General features: G+C 68.6%; 19 protein-coding genes. 6 read left to right on the top strand and 13 right to left on the bottom strand.

The features are described 5' to 3' along the window. Nucleotides 1–102 precede the first annotated feature (102 nt). The 4 genes from ASF53_RS03140 to cysC form a co-directional block, all read right to left on the bottom strand. The gene (locus ASF53_RS03140; RefSeq protein ID WP_056193568.1) at nt 103–2346 is read right to left on the bottom strand and encodes a xanthine dehydrogenase family protein molybdopterin-binding subunit; all 2244 of its coding nucleotides are present in this window, start codon (nt 2344–2346) and stop codon (nt 103–105) included. Next, on the bottom strand, nt 2339–3388 hold the full coding sequence (locus tag ASF53_RS03135; RefSeq protein WP_056193565.1) for an FAD binding domain-containing protein: 1050 nt from the start codon (nt 3386–3388) through the stop codon (nt 2339–2341). The genes ASF53_RS03140 and ASF53_RS03135 overlap by 8 nt, the downstream gene beginning before the upstream one ends. Then, entirely contained in the window at nt 3385–3882 is a 498-nt protein-coding gene (locus ASF53_RS03130) for a (2Fe-2S)-binding protein (protein ID WP_056193562.1), read from the bottom strand. Before ASF53_RS03130 ends, ASF53_RS03135 begins: the two co-directional genes overlap by 4 nt. Nucleotides 3883–4013: 131 nt before the next feature. Continuing rightward, nucleotides 4014–4640 (bottom strand): adenylyl-sulfate kinase, encoded by a 627-nt coding sequence (cysC, locus tag ASF53_RS03125; RefSeq protein WP_056193559.1) that lies wholly within the window; start codon nt 4638–4640, stop codon nt 4014–4016. Nucleotides 4641–5167: 527 nt separating this feature from the next. Between cysC and ASF53_RS03120 the strand changes: the two genes are divergently transcribed. Then, the gene (locus ASF53_RS03120; protein ID WP_056193555.1) at nt 5168–6955 is read left to right on the top strand and encodes an ABC transporter ATP-binding protein; all 1788 of its coding nucleotides are present in this window, start codon (nt 5168–5170) and stop codon (nt 6953–6955) included. Continuing rightward, on the top strand, nt 6952–7290 hold the full coding sequence (locus ASF53_RS03115; RefSeq protein ID WP_056193552.1) for a low molecular weight protein tyrosine phosphatase family protein: 339 nt from the start codon (nt 6952–6954) through the stop codon (nt 7288–7290). The genes ASF53_RS03120 and ASF53_RS03115 overlap by 4 nt, the downstream gene beginning before the upstream one ends. Here ASF53_RS03115 and ocd read toward each other — a convergent pair. Next, nucleotides 7287–8318, bottom strand: coding sequence for an ornithine cyclodeaminase (ocd, locus tag ASF53_RS03110; protein ID WP_056193908.1), 1032 nt, complete (start codon nt 8316–8318; stop codon nt 7287–7289). The genes ASF53_RS03115 and ocd overlap by 4 nt on opposite strands. Nucleotides 8319–8448: 130 nt before the next feature. Here ocd and ASF53_RS03105 point away from each other — a divergent pair, with 130 nt between their 5' ends. After that, nucleotides 8449–8874, top strand: coding sequence for an Lrp/AsnC family transcriptional regulator (locus tag ASF53_RS03105; RefSeq protein WP_056193549.1), 426 nt, complete (start codon nt 8449–8451; stop codon nt 8872–8874). 65 nt (nt 8875–8939) lie between these two features. On the opposite strand, the gene ASF53_RS03100 is transcribed toward ASF53_RS03105, so the two are convergent. From ASF53_RS03100 to ASF53_RS03090, 3 genes are all read right to left on the bottom strand, one after another. Further along, the gene (locus ASF53_RS03100; RefSeq protein WP_056193546.1) at nt 8940–9398 is read right to left on the bottom strand and encodes a type II toxin-antitoxin system RatA family toxin; all 459 of its coding nucleotides are present in this window, start codon (nt 9396–9398) and stop codon (nt 8940–8942) included. Nucleotides 9399–9404: 6 nt separating this feature from the next. Then, nucleotides 9405–10424 (bottom strand): lipoyl synthase, encoded by a 1020-nt coding sequence (gene lipA, locus ASF53_RS03095; RefSeq protein ID WP_056193544.1) that lies wholly within the window; start codon nt 10422–10424, stop codon nt 9405–9407. A gap of 134 nt (nt 10425–10558) precedes the next feature. Then, nucleotides 10559–11296 carry a cell wall hydrolase gene (locus tag ASF53_RS03090; RefSeq protein WP_056193541.1) on the bottom strand — a complete coding sequence of 246 codons (738 nt, stop codon included), beginning with the start codon at nt 11294–11296 and terminating at the stop codon, nt 10559–10561. 211 nt (nt 11297–11507) lie between these two features. Here ASF53_RS03090 and ASF53_RS03085 point away from each other — a divergent pair, with 211 nt between their 5' ends. Beyond that, a complete protein-coding gene (locus ASF53_RS03085; RefSeq protein ID WP_056193538.1) occupies nt 11508–11723 on the top strand; it encodes a hypothetical protein in 216 nt (71 codons plus the stop codon). Between the two features lie 21 nt (nt 11724–11744). Further along, entirely contained in the window at nt 11745–13091 is a 1347-nt protein-coding gene (locus tag ASF53_RS03080) for a PQQ-dependent sugar dehydrogenase (protein ID WP_056193535.1), read from the top strand. Nucleotides 13092–13184: 93 nt separating this feature from the next. On the opposite strand, the gene ASF53_RS03075 is transcribed toward ASF53_RS03080, so the two are convergent. The 3 genes from ASF53_RS03075 to ASF53_RS26490 form a co-directional block, all read right to left on the bottom strand. Further along, nucleotides 13185–13823: a L,D-transpeptidase gene (locus ASF53_RS03075; RefSeq protein WP_056193532.1), complete on the bottom strand. Its 639-nt coding sequence runs from the start codon at nt 13821–13823 to the stop codon at nt 13185–13187. Between the two features lie 89 nt (nt 13824–13912). Beyond that, nucleotides 13913–14173 carry a hypothetical protein gene (locus ASF53_RS03070; protein ID WP_056193530.1) on the bottom strand — a complete coding sequence of 87 codons (261 nt, stop codon included), beginning with the start codon at nt 14171–14173 and terminating at the stop codon, nt 13913–13915. 117 nt (nt 14174–14290) lie between these two features. Further along, entirely contained in the window at nt 14291–14608 is a 318-nt protein-coding gene (locus ASF53_RS26490; RefSeq protein ID WP_286134081.1) for a hypothetical protein, read from the bottom strand. A 443-nt stretch (nt 14609–15051) separates the two neighbouring features. Here ASF53_RS26490 and ASF53_RS03060 point away from each other — a divergent pair, with 443 nt between their 5' ends. Then, nucleotides 15052–15564, top strand: a complete 513-nt coding sequence (locus ASF53_RS03060; protein WP_056193511.1) for a hypothetical protein — start codon at nt 15052–15054, stop codon at nt 15562–15564. A 97-nt stretch (nt 15565–15661) separates the two neighbouring features. Here the strand turns inward: ASF53_RS03060 and ASF53_RS25540 are convergent, their stop codons facing one another. Together ASF53_RS25540 and lpdA are read right to left on the bottom strand one after the other, a co-directional pair. Further along, nucleotides 15662–15817, bottom strand: a complete 156-nt coding sequence (locus tag ASF53_RS25540) for a hypothetical protein (protein WP_156635350.1) — start codon at nt 15815–15817, stop codon at nt 15662–15664. 257 nt (nt 15818–16074) lie between these two features. Next, on the bottom strand, nt 16075–17514 hold the full coding sequence (gene lpdA, locus ASF53_RS03055; RefSeq protein WP_056193495.1) for a dihydrolipoyl dehydrogenase: 1440 nt from the start codon (nt 17512–17514) through the stop codon (nt 16075–16077). Between the last annotated feature and the right edge of the window lie 189 nt (nt 17515–17703).

Raw genomic sequence — 17703 nt, 5'->3', positions numbered from 1 at the left:
CGGAGCCTCGAAGGATCCTCCAGGGATCGCGCGGGATCTGGAGGATCCTTCGAGGCCGCTTCGCGGCACCTCAGGATGAGGGCGGTGTCTTGGAAGCGCCGATCACCCCAACAGCCGATCCAGCGTGATCGGCGTCTTGCGCACCCTGATTCCCGTCGCGTGATACACCGCGTTGGCGATGGCACCCGCCGTGCCGGTGATACCGATCTCGCCGACGCCCTTGATGCCGAGCGGATTCACGTGCGGATCGTGCTCGTCCACGAGGATCGCCTCGATCGGCGGCACGTCGGCGTTCACGGGCACATGGTACTCGCCGAGATTGGCGTTCATCACGCGGCCCGAGCGGGGATCGACCACGGCGTTCTCGTGGAGCGCGAAGGACACGCCCCAGATCATGCCGCCATAGTACTGGCTCGTGACGAGACGCGGATTGACGATTCGGCCGGCGGCGAAAGCGCCGACGAGGCGGGTGACGCGGATCTGGCCGAGATCGGGATCGACGCTGACCTCGGCGAAGACCGCACCGTGGGCGTGCATCGCGTAGGCCTCGCGTGCGGCCGGATCGGGGGCGCCCTGCCCTTGTGCCGAGATCGAGGCGCGGCCGGCCCGGTTCAGGATCTCGGTGAACGACTCGCTGCGCCCCTCGTCGTCCCTTCGTATCAGGCGCCCGCCACGGGCGTAGACGCCGGCATTGCCGGCCCCGTAGAGCGCCGAGCGCGCGTCGTTGGTGGCGAGATCCGCGAGTTGCGCCAGCACTGCAGCAGCGGCGGAATGGATCGCCGTACCGGCCGTGGCGGTGTGGGCCGAGCCGCCGGCGATGCCGGCATTCGGCAGGTCCGATGTACCGCTCTGGAAGTCGAGCTGCGCAAGGTCGATCCCGAGACCGTCAGCGGCGATCTGCGCCAGCGCGGTCCAGGCGCCCTGCCCCATATCCTGGGCGCCGAGCGCCACCGTGCCGGTGCCGTCGGCGCGGATCTCGGCCCGTGCCTCCGCCTGCATCATCAGGGCCGGAAACAGCGCCGTGCCCATGCCGTAGCCGACCAGACGCCCGGTTGAATCGCGCATCGAGCGGGGCGCCGGGGCGCGCTTGTGCCAGCCGAAGCGGGCCGCACCTTGCGCGTAGCACTCGCGCAGCGCCTTCGACGAGAAGGGCCGGCCGGAGATCGGTTCGGATTCGGCGTAGTTCTTCAGACGGAATGCGAGCGGATCGAGGCCGCAGGCCTCCGCCATCTCGTCGATCGCCCCCTCCAGCGCGACGCTGCCCGAGGCCTCGCCGGGCGCGCGCATAAAGAGCGGCGTGCCGGTATCGACCCGCACGCCGGAATGGCGCGTCGAGACTGCGGGAGCGGCGTAGAGGTAGCGGGAGATGGCGCTGGCCGGCTCGTAGAAGTCGTCGAAGCGGCTTGTCGCGGTCAGCGTGTGATGGTCGAGGGCGGTGAGCGCACCCGACGCGTCGGTGCCGAGCCGGAGCGTCTGGCGCGTCTCGGCGCGGTGGCCGACGGGGCCGAACATCTGCTCGCGACGCAGCACGAGCTTGACCGGCCGGCCGACGAGTTTGGCCGCCATCACGCCGAGAACTTGCGGCCCGGAGAGAAACCCCTTCGAGCCGAAACCGCCACCGAGGAAGGGGGAGCGGACCAGGATGTTCTTCGGGCTGAGCCCGAACAGGCCGGCGAGCCGCATCTTGGCCATGGCGAGGCCCTGGCTCGGCGTGTCGACGATGAGCCGATCACCCTCCCACTGGGCCACGATGGCATGGGGTTCGAGGGCGTTGTGATACTGCGCCGGTGTCTCGTAGGTCGCCTCGACCCGGCGCTCGGCCTGCCCCAGCCCCGCCTCGACATCGCCGCGCGAGACGATCGTCTTGTCGCCGGCGCCCACACCCTCAGGCTGCTGCGGCGCCTCCGCATCGAGACCGATCCGCGGCGAATCCACCTCGTAGCGCGGGGCCAGCAACTCGGCGCCCTCGGTCGCGGCTTCCAGCGTCTGGGCAATCACCACCGCGATCGGCTGATGGGCGTAGCGGACCCGGTCGTTCTGCAGCAAATCGAGCCGGAACATGAAGGGGTTGTCCTTCGCGTCCGGGTCCTGGGCGAGCCGCGGGGCGTTGGCGCCCGTCATCACCTCGACCACGCCGGGATGGGCCTTGGCCGCCGCCACGTCGAGATGGGCGACCCGGCCGCGGGCGATGCGGCTTACCGCCACCACCGCGTGGAGCAGTCCCTCCGGCCGGTTGTCGGCGGCGTAGGTTGCCTGCCCGGTGACCTTCAGGAGGCCGTCGCGGCGGGTCAGCGGCTGACCGATGCTCGACCCGTGCCGGGCCTGCTCATAGGCGATGTCAGGCATGGAGCGCGTCTCCCGAGAAGGCGGAGGCCGGAAGCGCCGGCATGCGCTCCGGGGTGCCGGCGGCGGCAAGGGTCAGCGTCCGCACGATCAGGCGGCGGGCCAGTTCGATCTTGTAGGTGTTGTCGCCGGAGGGCCGCGCCTCGGCCAAGGCCGCGTCGGCCGCGTCACGGAAGCTCCGCTCGCTCGGTTCCGCACCCGCCAGCACCGCCTCGGCCACGCGGGCGCGCCAGGGCTTGAGGGCGACGCCGCCGAGCGCAATCCGCGCCTCGTTGATCCGCCCGCCCTCAAGCCGCAGCGATGCGGCGGCCGAGACCACGGCGAAGGCGTAGGAGGTGCGGTCGCGGACCTTGAGGTAGCGGGAATGCCCGGCAAAGCCCGCGGCGTCCGCCGGCAGGCGCAGGGCGACGATGAGGTCGCCGGGCTCCAGCACCGTCTCCCGATCCGGCCGGTCCTCCGGAAGGCGGTAGAGCGCATCGAGCGGCAGCTCGCGGGTGCCGGCTCGGCCCTCGATCTCGACGGTGGCGTTGAGCGAAACCAACGGAACGCAGAAATCGGACGGATGGGTGGCGATGCAGTGCTCGCTCCAGCCGAGCACGGCGTGGAGCCGCGTTTCGCCGCCGCGTGCCTCGCAGCCGGCGCCGGGGTCGCGCTTGTTGCAGGCGCTGGCCGGGTCGTAGAAATAGGGGCAGCGGGTCCGTTGCAGCAGGTTGCCGGCCACCGTCGCCGCGTTGCGCAATTGCGCCGAGGCCCCCGACAGCAGGGCTTCCGCCACGGCGGGGTAGGCTTTCGAGACCTGCGGATCGTAGGCGAGGTCGCTGTTGCGCACGAGCGCGCCGATGCGGACGCCGCCATCGGGCAGGTGCTCGATGGCGTCGAGCCCCGGCAGATACGTGACGTCCACGAGCCGGCCGGGGCGGGTGATGCCGCCCTTCATCAAGTCGAGCAGGTTGGTACCGGCGGCGAGATAGGCCGCGCCGGGCTCGGACGCCGCCGCGACCGCCTCGGCGACGCTGCCTGCGCGGACATAATCGAAGCGGTTCACGCGGCGTCTCCCTGCCCGGTACCGACGCTGCGGGCCTGGGCGTCGAGGACGGCCTCGGTGATGCCGATATAGGCGCCGCAACGGCAGAGATTGCCGCTCATGCCCTCGCGCACCCGCTCGGGATCGTCGCCGGCATGGCCCTCGCGGATTAGCCCGACGGCGCTCATGATCTGCCCCGGCGTGCAGAAGCCGCACTGGAAGCCGTCATGCTCGATGAAGGCGGCCTGGACCGGGTGAAGCTGCTCGCCCGCCGCCAAACCCTCGATGGTCAGAACCTCGGCCCCGTCGAGGCTGACCGCAAGCGCGAGGCAGGAATTGATCCGCCGCCCGTTCAGCAGAACGGTGCAGGCGCCGCATTGGCCCCGATCACACCCCTTCTTCGAGCCGGTGAGGCCGAGCCGTTCGCGGAGGAGGTCGAGAAGTGTGACGCGTGGATCGTCGAGTTCGATCGCGCGCGGTTCACCGTTGACGGTCAGCGTCAAACGAAACGTCATGCGGAGACGGCTCCCAGGCTCGCATCCTGTCTGGAAGCGTTTCAATTAGCCCGGCCGTTGCCCGCGACCAGGGGATGCGACGGAACCGACCGTCACGCTCACTTTCGCGGGGGCGTGCGGTAGCCGCGCGCTTATGCCGAACGGTCCGGCGCGTGAGCGCTCAGGCGCAACAGCGCGGCAATGAGCGGCTGGGCGGATTCCGTGACGGCGTGATCGCGGGTTTGAAGCGCGAGATCCGGTTCGGTCGGCGCCTCATAGGGGGCCGAAATCCCGGTGAAGTTGGGAATCTTGCCCGCTCGTGCCCGGTCGTACAGCCCCTTGGGATCGCGCGCCTCGCAAACCGAGAGCGGCGTGTCGATGAAGACTTCGAGGAAGGGGATATCGCCCGCGATCGCTCTGGCCGCCGCACGCTCCACGCGAAACGGCGAGATCAGGGAGACGATCACCACGAGCCCGGCCTCCGCCATGAGGCGGGCGGCCTCCGCGGCGCGGCGAATGTTCTCGATCCGGTCAGCCGCGGTGAAGCCGAGATCGCGGTTGAGCCCCTGACGCAGGTTGTCGCCATCGAGCACCATGGTGCTTCGGCCCGCCTCCGTCAGCGCGCGATCGACCGCATCGGCGATGGTCGATTTGCCGGAGCCGGACAGACCCGTCAGCCACGCGATGGCCGGGCGCTGTCCCATTTGCGCCCAACGTCTTTCACGGGGTTGCAGCGGCTGCCAAGTCAGGTTCGACGGTAGACCTGCGGGTAGCGTCATCGTCCCTCCAAATCGTCATCGCGAGGTGTTCCCTCGATGATGACGAAGTGCCTTTGGCGCTGCTGTTAGCCTGCTTGCCTCGCGCTGTCTTCGTCCCGCCTGTGGCGGAGACAGCATCTTCCATGCGATGCCGACAATGCCGCGAGACACCTGACGTCGCCAAATGCCGATATGTTGGCATAACTGGCCAGCGGTGTGGACCTTTGCCAATTTCGCGGGCGACGCTCTCTGACAAGTCGAACGGTTGGGCCGGCCCGTATTGGACGTTGCGAATCGGAACCTCGTTCGGTATCGATCGAACCGGTCGCGTTCGAACAGGGAGACGCAGCATGGTTGTCGGCATCGTCTTCCGTCGTGCAGGAATCGCTGTAGCGCCTGCCGGAATCGCTTAGGCGCATTTCCCCGCCGCCCGGCCTGACGGCCCGCGCGGCTCACGCACCCTTCCCGATCTGACCTCGCCGGTCCGCGCGTTCAAGTCCGCGGCGCCTGCGTCTTTCGGAGCCGACGCTTCGCCGTCGGGCATTGCCATGTCTTTGTCTTCTCCCCGGCGCGCGGACGTGGTCCGCCGCGTCCTTTCTTTCGTCGTCCGCGGCTGGCGCGCACGCCGCGGCCTCGTCTCCGGCCTCGTGGCCGCAATCACGTTCGCCACGCTGGCCGACGTGATGCTGCCGCTCTATGCCGGGCGCCTCGTCGATGCGCTCGCCGGTGCCGAGCGCCAAGCCGCCCTCGAGGCTGCATTGCCGGCATTCGCCGTCATGACTGCGCTGAGCCTCGCGACGGTGCTGTTGCGCCATGTCGCCTGGAGCCTCGTGGTGCCGCTGACGCTCGGCACCATGTCCGACATCGCGAGCCGGAGCTTCGCCCGCATCCAACGCTTCTCGACGGAGTGGCACGCCAACACCTTCTCCGGCTCCACCGTGCGCAAGATCTCGCGGGGGATGTGGGCGCTCGACGGGCTCAACGACGTCCTCCTGCTCTCGATCCTGCCTTCCGTCGTCGTGCTCGTGGGCACGACGGTGGTGCTCGGCCTGCACTGGCCGGCGATGGGCGCGGTGATCGCGCTCGGCACGCTCGCCTATGTCGGCACCGCGGTGTTCCTGGCGACGCGGGTGATCGCGCCGGCGGCGACGCTCTCGAACGCCCTCGACACGCGGCTCGGCGGCGCCCTCAGCGACACGATCGGCAACAACGCGGTGGTGAAGGCGTTCGGCGCCGAGCCGCGGGAGGACGCGCGGCTCGCGCGCGTCCTGTCGAAGTGGCGGCGGCGCACCCGGCGCAACTGGATGATCGTGACGTGGAGCGGCACCATTCAGCTCGGGCTGCTGCTCGTCTTCCGCAGCGCCATCGTCGCCACCGCCCTGTGGCTGTGGTGGCAGGGGCAGGCCAGCCCCGGCGAGGTCGCCTACGTGCTCACCACCTTCTTCGTGGTGCACGGCTATCTCCGCGACATCGGCGGGCACATCAACCACCTGCAACGCTCGGTCAACGAGATGGAGGAGCTGGTCGCGCTCGAATCCGAGCTCTTGGGCGTGGCCGACCGGCCGGGCGCGGTGCCGCTGACGGTCAGCGGCGGCACGATCCGTTTCGACGCCGTGCGCTTTCACTACGGCAGCCACGGCACGCCGCTCTATGACGGGTTGTCGGTGACGATCCCGGCCGGGCAGCGCGTCGGCCTCGTTGGTCGCTCGGGGTCGGGCAAGACGACCTTCGTCAAGCTGATCCAGCGGCTCTACGACGTGAGCGGCGGGCAGGTGCTCATCGACGGGCAGGAAGTGGCGGGCGCGACGCAGGCGAGCCTCCGGGCGCAGGTCGCGATCGTCCCGCAGGAGCCGGTGCTGTTCCACCGCTCGCTCGCCGAGAACATCGCCTATGCCCGACCCGGTGCCTCGCCGGAGGAGATCGAGCGGGCGGCGCGGCTGGCCAACGCGCACGACTTCATCGCGCGGCTGCCGAAGGGCTACGCCACGCTGGTGGGCGAGCGCGGCGTCAAGCTCTCCGGCGGCGAGCGGCAGCGGGTCGCGCTGGCCCGTGCCTTCCTCGCGGATGCGCCGATCCTGATCCTGGACGAGGCCACCTCCAGCCTCGACTCGGAATCGGAGGCGCTGGTTCAGGAAGCGATGGAGCGGCTGATGCGCGGGCGCACCGCGATCGTGATCGCCCACCGCCTCTCGACGGTGCGCGCCCTCGACCGCATCCTCGTGTTCGACCGCGGCCGCATCGTCGAGGACGGGGCGCACGTCGCGTTGATGCGGCGCCCGAACGGGGCCTACCGCGCCCTGTTCGAGCGGCAATCGGAGCTGGCGGAGAACGCGTGAGGATCCTGTTCGTCTGCGGTCGGGCGCGTGCCCGCAGCCCGACCGCAGAGCAGATTTTCGCGCGATGGCCCGGCCTCGAGACGGCCTCGGCGGGTGTGTCGGACGACGCGGACGAGCCCGTGGAGGCCGATCACCTCGCCTGGGCCGAGACCATCGTCGTGATGGAGCGCGCGCATCGGCGCAAGCTGATGCGCCGCTTCGGCCCGGTGCTGCGGCAGGCCCGGATCGTCTGCCTCGACGTTCGCGACGACTACGCCTTCATGGAGCCGGCGCTGGTGCGCCTGCTCGAAGCGGGGGCGGGGCGGTTTCTCCCAGGCGGGACGACGGCCGGTTAAGCCGCCTGCTCGAACGCCCCACCGCGCACATACACCGACCCGAACAGATCCTTCGGGTCCTTCGGCTCGGGGATGAGGTCGAGGCCCGGCCCGGGGCCGGCGATGTCCCGCAGGCAGCGCAGGGCCGAAAAGTCCTCCAGCGCGAAACCAACCGAGTCGAACAGGGTGATCTCGTCACGGCCGGTGCGGCCCGGTGCCTCGCCGCGCAGCACGCGCCACAATTCGGTGACGGGATAGTCCGCGGGCATCTGCTGGATTTCGCCCTCGATGCGCGATTGCGGCTCGTATTCCACGATCGTGCGGGCGCGTGCCACGATGTCCGGGTGCAACTCGGTCTTGCCAGGGCAGTCGCCGCCGATGGCGTTGAGATGCTGGCCCGCCTCCACGAGGTCGGGGGTGAGGATCGTGGCGCGGGTCTTGTCGGCGGTCGCCGTGGTCACGATGTCGGCGCCCGCCACCGCCTCACCGATCGAGCGGGCGCAGACGATGCGCAATCCATGGCCGTCGAGGTTGGCCCGCGCCTTCGCCATCGCCGCCGGATCGACATCGAACAACCGGATCTCGCTGATGCCGAGGGCCAGCTTGAAGGCGAGCGCCTGGAATTCGGCCTGCGCGCCGGTGCCGATCAGCGCCATGGAGCGGCTCTCGGGCCGTGCGAGGGACGACGCCGCGAGTGCCGAGGTCGCCGCCGTGCGCAGGGCCGTCAGCATGCTCATCTCGCAGATCAGCAGCGGATAACCGGTCGCCACATCGGCGAGCATGCCGAAGGCGACGACCGTCTGCTTGCCGAGCCGGGTGTTGCCGGGATGGCCGTTGACGAACTTGAAGCTGTAGAACTGCGCATCCGCGATCGGCATCAGCTCGATCACGCCACCGGCCGAGTGGCTGGCAAGGCGCGGGGCGAGATCGAAGTCCGGCCAGCGCAGGAAATCGGTGCGCAGATCATCGATGAGACGACGCAGGATCGACTCCGGCCCCTCACGGCGCAGCAGAGCCGCCATCTCACCACTGCCGATATAGCGCGTCACGTCCGTCTCCCAAATCTTCTGAAGCGCAAGCATGGCTGAGACAAGCGGACAATCGACAGCAGTCTAAATGCGCGATCGGGACAGACAATCGACCGATCTGCTAAGCTCGGCTGCTCGGATTGGAAAGGCCATGCTCGACGCGACCGATCGTCAGCTCATCGCACTGCTACGGACTGAGGCGCGGATGCCGGTGGCCAAGCTCGCCGCGGCGCTCGGCGTCACACGGGCGACGGTACGGGCGCGGCTCGACCGTCTGGTCGCATCCGGGATCATCACCGGCTTCACCGTCACGGTGCGGGATCTGGAGCCCGGAGGCGTGCGGGCGGTGACGCTGATCGAGGTGGATGGTCGCCATGCCGAGAGCGTGATCCGTCGCCTGTCCGGCCTGCCGGAGATCCGGGCGCTTCACACCACCAACGGCCGCTGGGATATCGTCGCTGAGATTGAGGTGCCGACGCTCGGCGATTTCGACGCGCTGCTGCGCACGATTCGGCAATTCGAGGGGATCGCCAACTCCGAGACTAGCATCCTGCTCGCGGCCCGGAAGGGCGGATGAGTCGGCGGCGCCTCGAAAAAACGCTCCGGCGACGATAGCGCTGCGAGAATTCTGTCCGAGCGACTTTAAGCCGGCACGCCGTAGATCGCGGTGGCGCGGCCTTCGAAGGCATCGGTGAACTTGCGGAAGGCCCGGTCGAACATCGTGCCCATGAGGAGGCCCAGGGTCCGGCTCTTGAATTCGTAGGTGATGAAGAAATCGACCTCGCAGCCACCGCCCTCGGCATCGCGGAAGGACCAGCGGTTCTCCAGATGCCTGAACGGGCCGTCGATGTACTCGGCGACGATCTTGCGGTTCTCGCGGTCGAGACTCACGCGGGTGGTGAAGCGCTCGCGGATCGCCTTGTAGCCGACGCCCATCTCCGCAACCCGTACCACCGTGCCGTTCGGCCCCTCCGCATCGCGCAGCACCCGCAGCGACTCGCAGAGCGGCAGGAACTCGGGATAGCGCTCGATATCGGCGACGAGGTCATACATCTGCGTCGCCGTGTGACGCACGTTCCTCGTGATACGGAAGGATGGCATTCGGGCTCAGGCGTTCACGGCGCGGATGTCGGCAGCGACCGGGGCGGGCCCGAGCTTGGCCAGACGTGCCGCCTTCAGCCGTGCGAAATCCTCGCCGGCGTGATGCGACGAGCGCGTGAGCGGCGTCGCCGAGACCAGCAGGAAGCCCTTGGCATAGGCCGTGGTCTCGTAGGCTTTGAACTCGTCCGGCGGCACGAAGCGCACGACCTCATGGTGCTTGCGGGTCGGTTGGAGATATTGGCCGATGGTGAGGAAGTCGACCTCCGCCGAGCGCAGATCGTCCATGAGCTGCACGACCTCGTTCCGCTCCTCGCCGAGGCCCACCATGATGCCGGACTTGGTGAAGATCGTCGGATCGAGTTCCTTCACCCGCTGCAGCAGGCGCACCGAGTGGAAGTAGCGGGCACCGGGCCGCACGGTCACGTACTTGCCGGGCACGGTTTCGAGATTGTGGTTGAACACGTCGGGCCGGGCCGCGACCACGACTTCCAGGGCGCCGGGCTTGCGCAGGAAGTCGGGCGTTAGGATCTCGACGGTGGTGCCGGGGCTCGCGCGACGGATCGCGGCGATGGTGCGCGCGAAATGCTCGGCGCCGCCATCCTTGAGGTCGTCGCGATCGACCGAGGTGACGACGACATGGTGCAGTCCGAGCTTGGCCACGGCCTCGGCGACCTTCTCCGGCTCGGCCGCGTCGAGCGCCGCCGGCAGGCCGGTGCGCACGTTGCAGAACGAGCAGGCGCGGGTGCAGGTGTCCCCCATGATCATGAAGGTGGCGTGCCGCTTCTCCCAGCACTCGCCGATATTGGGGCAGCCCGCCTCCTCGCAAACCGTGACGAGGTTGTTGGCGCGGACGATGTCCTTGGTCTCGGCCCAGAGCTTCGAGCCCGGTGCCTTCACCCGGATCCAGTCCGGCTTGCGCTGGATGGCGGTGTCCGGCCGGTGCGCCTTCTCGGGATGGCGCGGACGCGCGGGCGCATCCAGCTTGGGCCGGGTGTCTTTGTTCAGGAGATCGAGGACAACGGCCATGGCGATGCGGGGTAAGCCTCACGGGAGCCGGACCGGGCAACCCGGCCGCATCTCTGACTTAAGGCCTCGCGCTGCCCGCGCATAGGGCGGGGGCGACAACCCGCCCCGGCCGTAACCCCGCCGACTGACAGTTTCTAATGCTTGTCGCGGGCGGGCGCTGAGGCGTAGCGGGCCGGGCCGGGAATGCGCAGCTCGGGCGTCGTCGGGGCGGTGTACTCGGCGGTCAGCGTCGGCTGGACGCGGCCGGTGAGCGGAAGACCAATCATGCCGGAACTCGCGGCGGCGACCTGAAGCGGCATCAGGCGTCCGGTGGCCGTCTGCACCACGGCGCGGGGCTGGACCGGCGGGAGATAGCCTTCGCGATCGCTCTTTTCGTAGAAGACGTTGCCGCCGGCCGCGACGACGTAGTGCATGTTGTTATACGGGAATTTGTAACCCGCGGTGTGGAAGTGCAGCGCCGGCCCCACCCCGTCATGGCGCTTGCCCGAGAGCAACGCGTCGGCCACCCGCTCCAGGCGCGGCCGGTCCTGATCGCGGACGGGCTTCGTCAGCACGCCGTTGGCGAATTGGCGCTTTTGACCGACGACCTCGCAGATCCGGCCGGGATAGGCCGGCGCGTCGAGGCGGTTCATCACCACCGTGCCGACGGCGAGCAGGCCTTCCTCGTCGCTGCGGTTCGATTCGAAGTACATCGCCCGGGCGAGGCACTCCTTGTCGGCGGGGGTCGGCGCCTGCACGACCTTGGCGTTCATCGCGATCGAGCCCGTGGTCAGCTCGGCCTGGTGCGGAAGCAGACCGCATCCCCCAAGACCCGAACCGGTCAGCGCTAGCCCGGAGAGGCAGAGAAGACGGAAGGTCTGGTCGGCTCGCATGCAGGCTCCTGAAGGCTAACGACGCTTGGTAACCAAGCTGGACCATTCTCCCCACAGGTGCAAAGAAACTGTTAAGCCTGGGCTTCGAAACCGGGGTGGTGTGTCGTTTGGCACACGCCCACCCCCCATCGGGCTCACGCGACCGGCGTTGAACGGAATGGCGACCTTGGGCGTTGACGGCGTTGGAACCACGTCAGCGAAGGTCCGGACCATGATGGAAACGCGTTCGGAATCGCCCGTCGCCTTTGAGGAGCGCATGCGCGCGGAAGCGGCTGCGGCCGGTCGCACCGCGCTGGAGGCCTCGCTCCAACGCTTCACCCACGAGCAGCGCGACGCGTTCTGGAACGCGATCGGGCTCTACTATTCGAACCGTCGCCATCCGGGCGCCGACGAGGCGGCCGCGCAACCGGCCGTCACCGCTGCCTGATCGGTCTCGCGGAGCTTTACGATGCGCACCTCCGCCAAGGTCGGTCTTGCCGCACTCGCCGTCGTGCTGCTCGGTGGAGCGGCCTTTCTGCGCTTCATCGTCTATCCGGAATCCGCCGCGCTCGACGTGGCGGCGAGCAGCGGATCGAAGCCGACCCTGCCGGCGCCGAACCCGACGCTGATGCCGACCGTCAACATCGCCCGCGTGGCGCGCTGGGCGGAGGGCGCCAAGCCGAAAGCCGCGGAGGGCCTGAGCATCGCCGCCTTCGCCACCGGGCTCGACCATCCGCGCTGGCCCCTGGTGCTGCCCAATGGCGACGTGCTCGTGGCCGAGAGCCAAGCACCGAAATCCGGCGATCACTCGACCAGCGTCACCGATTGGGTGGCCGACAAGGTGAAGAGCCTCGCCGGAGCCGGCGGCGCCAGTCCCGACCGTATCGTGCTGCTGCGCGACCGGGACGGGGACGGGGTGGCCGAGGAGCGCCACATCTTCCTGAAGGGCCTCACCTCGCCGTTCGGCATGGCGCTGGTTGGCTCCGACCTCTACGTGGCCAATGCCGACGCGCTGGTCCGCGTGCCCTACGCGGAGGGCCAGACCGAGATCACGGCGGCCCCCGAAAAGGTCGTCGATCTGCCCGCCGGCATCAATCACCACTGGACCAAGAACGTCGTCGCGAGCCCGAACGGACAGAAGCTCTTCATCACCGTCGGCTCGAACAGCAATGTCGGCGAGAACGGCCTCGACATCGAAAAGGGCCGCGCCGCGATCTGGGAATACACGATCGCCACCAAGGCGATGCGCGAATACGCCACCGGCCTGCGCAACCCCAACGGCCTCGCCTTCGAGCCGGTGACGGGCGGGCTTTGGACCGCGGTGAACGAGCGCGACGAGATCGGCAGCGATCTCGTGCCGGACTACATCACCCGCGTGAAGGAAGGCGCCTTCTATGGCTGGCCGTGGAGCTATTGGGGTCAGCACGTCGACGAGCGGGTGCAGCCGCCGCAGCCGGAGAAGGTGAAGCAGGCGATTGCTCCCGACTACGCCGTCGGCACGCACACCGCCTCGCTGGGGATCGCCTTCGCGATGGGGTCGAGCCTGCCGGAGGCCTGGAAGAACGGCCTCTTCGTGGCCCAGCACGGTTCGTGGAACCGCCGGCCGAAGAGCGGCTACAAGGTGATCTACGTGCCCTTCAAGGATGGTCAGCCCACCGGCACCCCGGTCGATGCGCTGACCGGCTTCCTCAACGCCGACGAGAAGGCCCAGGGGCGGCCCGTGGGCGTCGCGATCGACAAGGCCGGCGCGCTACTGGTGACGGACGATGTCGGCAATGCGGTGTGGCGGGTGACCGGCGCGACAGCCTCGAACTGATCGACGCACGATGACGTCGCGGCTTATCCGGTCGCCATCGCGCGGGGGGGGTGTCGCGACTCGACCGTCGCGATGGCCGGGTTACCTGACGCCTCAGTACAGATCGCCGTACCCGACGCCCGAACCATATCCGTCGTCGAACGCATTCGGGTAGCGGCGGCGCACCGGTGCGCCGTAGGCCTCATCCTCCCAGGTCCGTCCGCGGGAGCGCACCACAACCACGCCGTCGTCGTTGTCATAGCCTCGGCCGGCCGACCGCGTCCGAACCGGGCGCTGGGTCTCGGCCACCGGGGCGTCGCCGACGCTGCCCTCGATGACGACGCGGGTGTTGGCCATCTTCTGCTGCTTCACCAGGGTGAAGAGCGTCGCGGCGTTGCGCTGGGAAAGGCGGACGCAACCGTGTGAGGCGGCGCGGCCGAGGCGGCGGGTCTGCGTGGTGCCGTGGATCGCGTGGCCGACCTGCGTGAAGAAGATCGCGTGCGGCATCGGCGCGTTGTCCCACTCGCGGGAGAAGTGGGTCTTCTCCATGCGGAACGGGCGATGGCTGCCGTTCGGCGTATCGTGACCCGCGACCCCGGTCGAGACCGGCCAATCGTAGCGCGGCATGCCATCGACCACCACGCTCATCCGCTGCGCATCCTTGTCGACGGCGATGAGAAGCTCGGCCCGCGCCGCCGGCGACCCGGCGGTGAGGGCGAGGCCCGCAAGAATCGTGAGGAAAGACAGGCGCATATCGGTGGTCCCGGAACTTGTTCCTGTGAAGATGCGCCTGACCGGCCGCGCTTCAAGCGGTGCGTCTCACCGCCACGCCCGAAATCGCTTTACCAATGGGGCCGCGTGTTGCGGACGAAGCCGCGCGAGATGAGGCGTCTGTTCTCGCGGTCGCGCCGCTCGGCCTCCATCAGATCGGACAGAGCGTCGGTGATGGCGCAACGCAGCGCGATGCCCGCATCGCCGTCCGTGCTGCTGAGATAGGCCTGGGCAATCTCCTCCACGGGGCAGGAGGCGGTCCGCTCCTGTCCGAGATCCGCTGCGGGGGTGAACGTGCCTCGGCTCCGCTCGGCATTCTGGGGCTTGGGCATTGTCTTTCTCCGACTCGGCATGAGAACGAAGATAGAACATACCGAAACGGTTAACGAGACCTTACCGGGACCGGCGCAGACTGTGGACATCCTGACCGGATGCGCCCCTCCATGCCGTCAGCGCAGGCCGGAGCCGGAAAGCGGGTCGAAATAAGCATCGGTCGGGCGGCGGGAGAAGCCCGCGCCACCGCCGATGCCGGCAACGGCTGGCGCACCCCCTCCGCCCGATCCCGGACTGGCGACCACGTCGTCGAGGGGGCGGCGCCCGACGGCTCCCCCGCCTGTCGAACGCAATCCGGAGCCACCGACCGCGGTCGAGGCTGCGCCGCCGAAGCTCAATCCGCCGGCATTGCCGCCGGACGACGTGGATGCGCCAAGGCCCGACACACGGGAGGCGCCGCCGAAACTCAGACCGCCGGGATTGGCCAGCGCCATGGTCGGGCTCGGCGACGCCACCGTCGCGACCGACGAGGTGGGGCCGAAGGGAAGGCCGGGCGCGGTAAAGCCGGAGGGTAGTCCGGCGCCGCCTGATGTCTGGGCGAGAGCAGGCAAGCCGCTAAGACCGATACCCGCAGCCACAAGGCCGCCCCACACCGTTCGCATCCTGGTCATGGTGGTGTCTCGCTCCCGTACCGGCTGCCATCCGCGTGAGGAACCAACGCCGCGCGGATGGGACGGTTGCCGGCTTATGCCGCGAGCGGAGCGTCTTGGCATCGGACGCAGCGGACACGGCGTCGGCAACGCCAAGAGGACGCCGATGCGATCCTCGAGTGCAAAAAGAGGCAACCTTCGCGGAACGGACGTGTTGGCGTTCGAGCGTCCGTGCCTCGTGCTGATCCGCTCCTGTTGCAGCTGACTTAAAGGAACCGGGGGAAACCATGTCCGTATCGCGACGCCGTGAGGAGCGGCTGCTGGATGCCGGTGAGACCGAGCTGGTGAAGCGCTCGCATCACCCCGAGCTGGATGCGGAAGACGACAAGGCCCTGCCCGATCTGATCCGCCTGCTCCGCGACCGCCGTGACCGTGCGCGCGATGTGTCTCGCCGCCAGAGGCGCGAGCTGCGCGGCAAGGCCGCCCCGTCCGGAGCGAACCCAGCCTCCGACAACACCGGCACCCGCGAGAAGGCAGCCCTGCTCGCTGCCGCCGTGAAGCGCGTCAGCAAGGAGCATGAGCGCCGCCGCAACGCCGGTGCCCGCGGCCGGACGGTCTCCGGAGCCCGCCGTGCCCTCGCCCTGAAACGCGCGGCCGGAAACCCGGCCGACGGCCGGCCGTCCTCCCGCACCGCAAACGAGGGCATGAACCCCGTCCCCAACGAGCGCAACGCTCCCTCGGGCGCGGTCAATCAGGAAGGCCAGGAGATCGCCATGCGTCGTGGCGGCGGCCCGCGCTGACGGAACTACTCCGTCTGGCCTAGCGTGAAAAGGGCGTGACCGCCGAGGCGGTCACACCCTTTTCTTATGAGGAGGGGACCGGCGCGCCCGGCGACGCCTATTCGGGCTCTTCCCGGAAGACGAGGTAGCTCAACGGCCCCGCGCACAAAAACAGAAGCAGAAGCGTGACGTAGAGATGGACCCGCAGCGTTGTCAGCGCGGCGTAGATGGCTCCGAGCCCGAGGCCGAGCAGTAGAACGCGTAGGATCATCATAGGGTGAGCTTCCGCATCCAGGGTGCAGGATCCCTGGTATACGGCACGCCTTGGCTTCAGAAGTTCAACCGACGAGATTCCCCCGACATCCTTACCGAATTCCACCGGGAAGTTCTTTGCGCCTGCACGACACGCTGCGGGGCCGAACCAGTGTGGACGCCCGTGCCAAACGAAACGGGCGCGCAGGGCCGGGGCATCGAGCCCGATCCTGCACGCCCACCGATGTTGTTAGCCTCGCGGGGAGCGATCGCTCCGGGTCAGGTGTGGATCACCCGGCCATACGCATCGAGCACGCTCTCGTGCATCATCTCGGAGAGCGTCGGATGCGGGAAGACCGTGTGCATCAGCTCTTCCTCGGTCGATTCCAGGGTCATCGCGACGACATAGCCCTGGATCAGCTCGGTGACTTCGGCGCCGATCATGTGGGCGCCGAGCAACTGGCCGGTCTTGGCATCGAAGATCGTCTTGATGAGACCGTCCGGCTCCCCCAGCGCGATCGCCTTGCCGTTGCCCGCGAAGGGGAAGCGGCCGACCTTGATCGAGAGACCAAGCTCCTTGGCCTTCCCCTCGGTGACACCGACGCTGGCGATCTGCGGGTGGCAATAGGTGCAGCCCGGGATCTTGGCCTTGTCCATCGGATGGGTGTGCAGGCCCTTGATGGTTTCGATGCAGATGACGCCCTCGTGCTCGGCCTTGTGGGCGAGCATCGGCGGGCCGGCCACGTCGCCGATGGCGTAGACGCCGGGCACGTTGGTGCGGCCGAGCCCGTCGGTCACGACGACCCCGCGTTCGATCTTCACCCCAACCTTCTCGAGGCCCAGATTCTCGATATTGCCGACGACGCCGACGGCCGAGATCAGCTTCTCGGCGGTGAATTGCTGCGTCTTGCCCTTGTCGTCCTCGACCGTGGCGGTGACCGAGTCGGCGCCTTTCTCGACCTTTGTCACCTTGGCGCTGGTGAGGATCTTGATGCCCTGCTTCTCGAAGCGCTTGCGGGCGAGACCGGCGATCTCCGCATCCTCGACCGGCAGGATCTGCGGCAGCAGCTCGATGACCGTCACCTCGGCGCCCATCGTGCGGTAGAACGAGGCGAACTCGATGCCGATCGCGCCCGAACCCATCACCAGCAGGCTCTTGGGCATCTTTTCGGGGACCATGGCCTCGTAATAGGTCCAGATCTGCTTCTTGTCGGGCTCGATGCCGGGCAGCACGCGCGGCCGGGCGCCGGTCGCGACGATGATGTGCTTGGCCGTGTAGGTGCCCGCACCCTTGGCCCCCTTCGGCGGCTCGGCGCGCTTGGTCTCCTTGACCGTCACCTTGCCGGGCTCGTTGCCCTTGGCGGCGGACTCGATCGAGGCCTCGCCCCAGATCACATCGACCTTGTTCTTCTTGAGCAGCATGCCGACGCCGCCGTTGAGCCGGCCCGAAACGCCGCGCGAACGCTTGACGATCGCCGCCGCGTCGAAGCTGACCTCCTTGGCGGACAGACCGTAATCGGAGGCGTGCTGCATGTAGTGGTAGATCTCGGCCGAGCGCAGCAGGGCCTTGGTGGGAATGCAGCCCCAGTTGAGGCAGATGCCGCCGAGATGCTCGCGGTCGATCACGGCGGTCTTGAAACCGAGCTGTGCCGAGCGGATCGCGGTCACGTAGCCGCCGGGCCCCGCGCCGATGATGAGGACGTCGTAGGTTTCGGACATCAAGACCTCCTGCTCCCCTCCCGCTTGTGGGGAGGGGGTGAGAGTGAGGATCGGGCCGCTCGGCCGGCGGTGACGGACGGGATCACGAGAGCGGTCGGCTCGCTGCGGATTGCGCCATGGCGCTTCGGCCCGAGCCGCTTCACCCTCCCGCTCGCCCCGCGCACCGGGAGCGAATGTTCGTGTCGATTG

This window comes from Methylobacterium sp. Leaf123, assembly GCF_001423405.1.
Taxonomy (GTDB): Bacteria; Pseudomonadota; Alphaproteobacteria; order Rhizobiales; family Beijerinckiaceae; genus Methylobacterium.
This window is presented reverse-complemented; position numbering and strand designations above follow the sequence as displayed.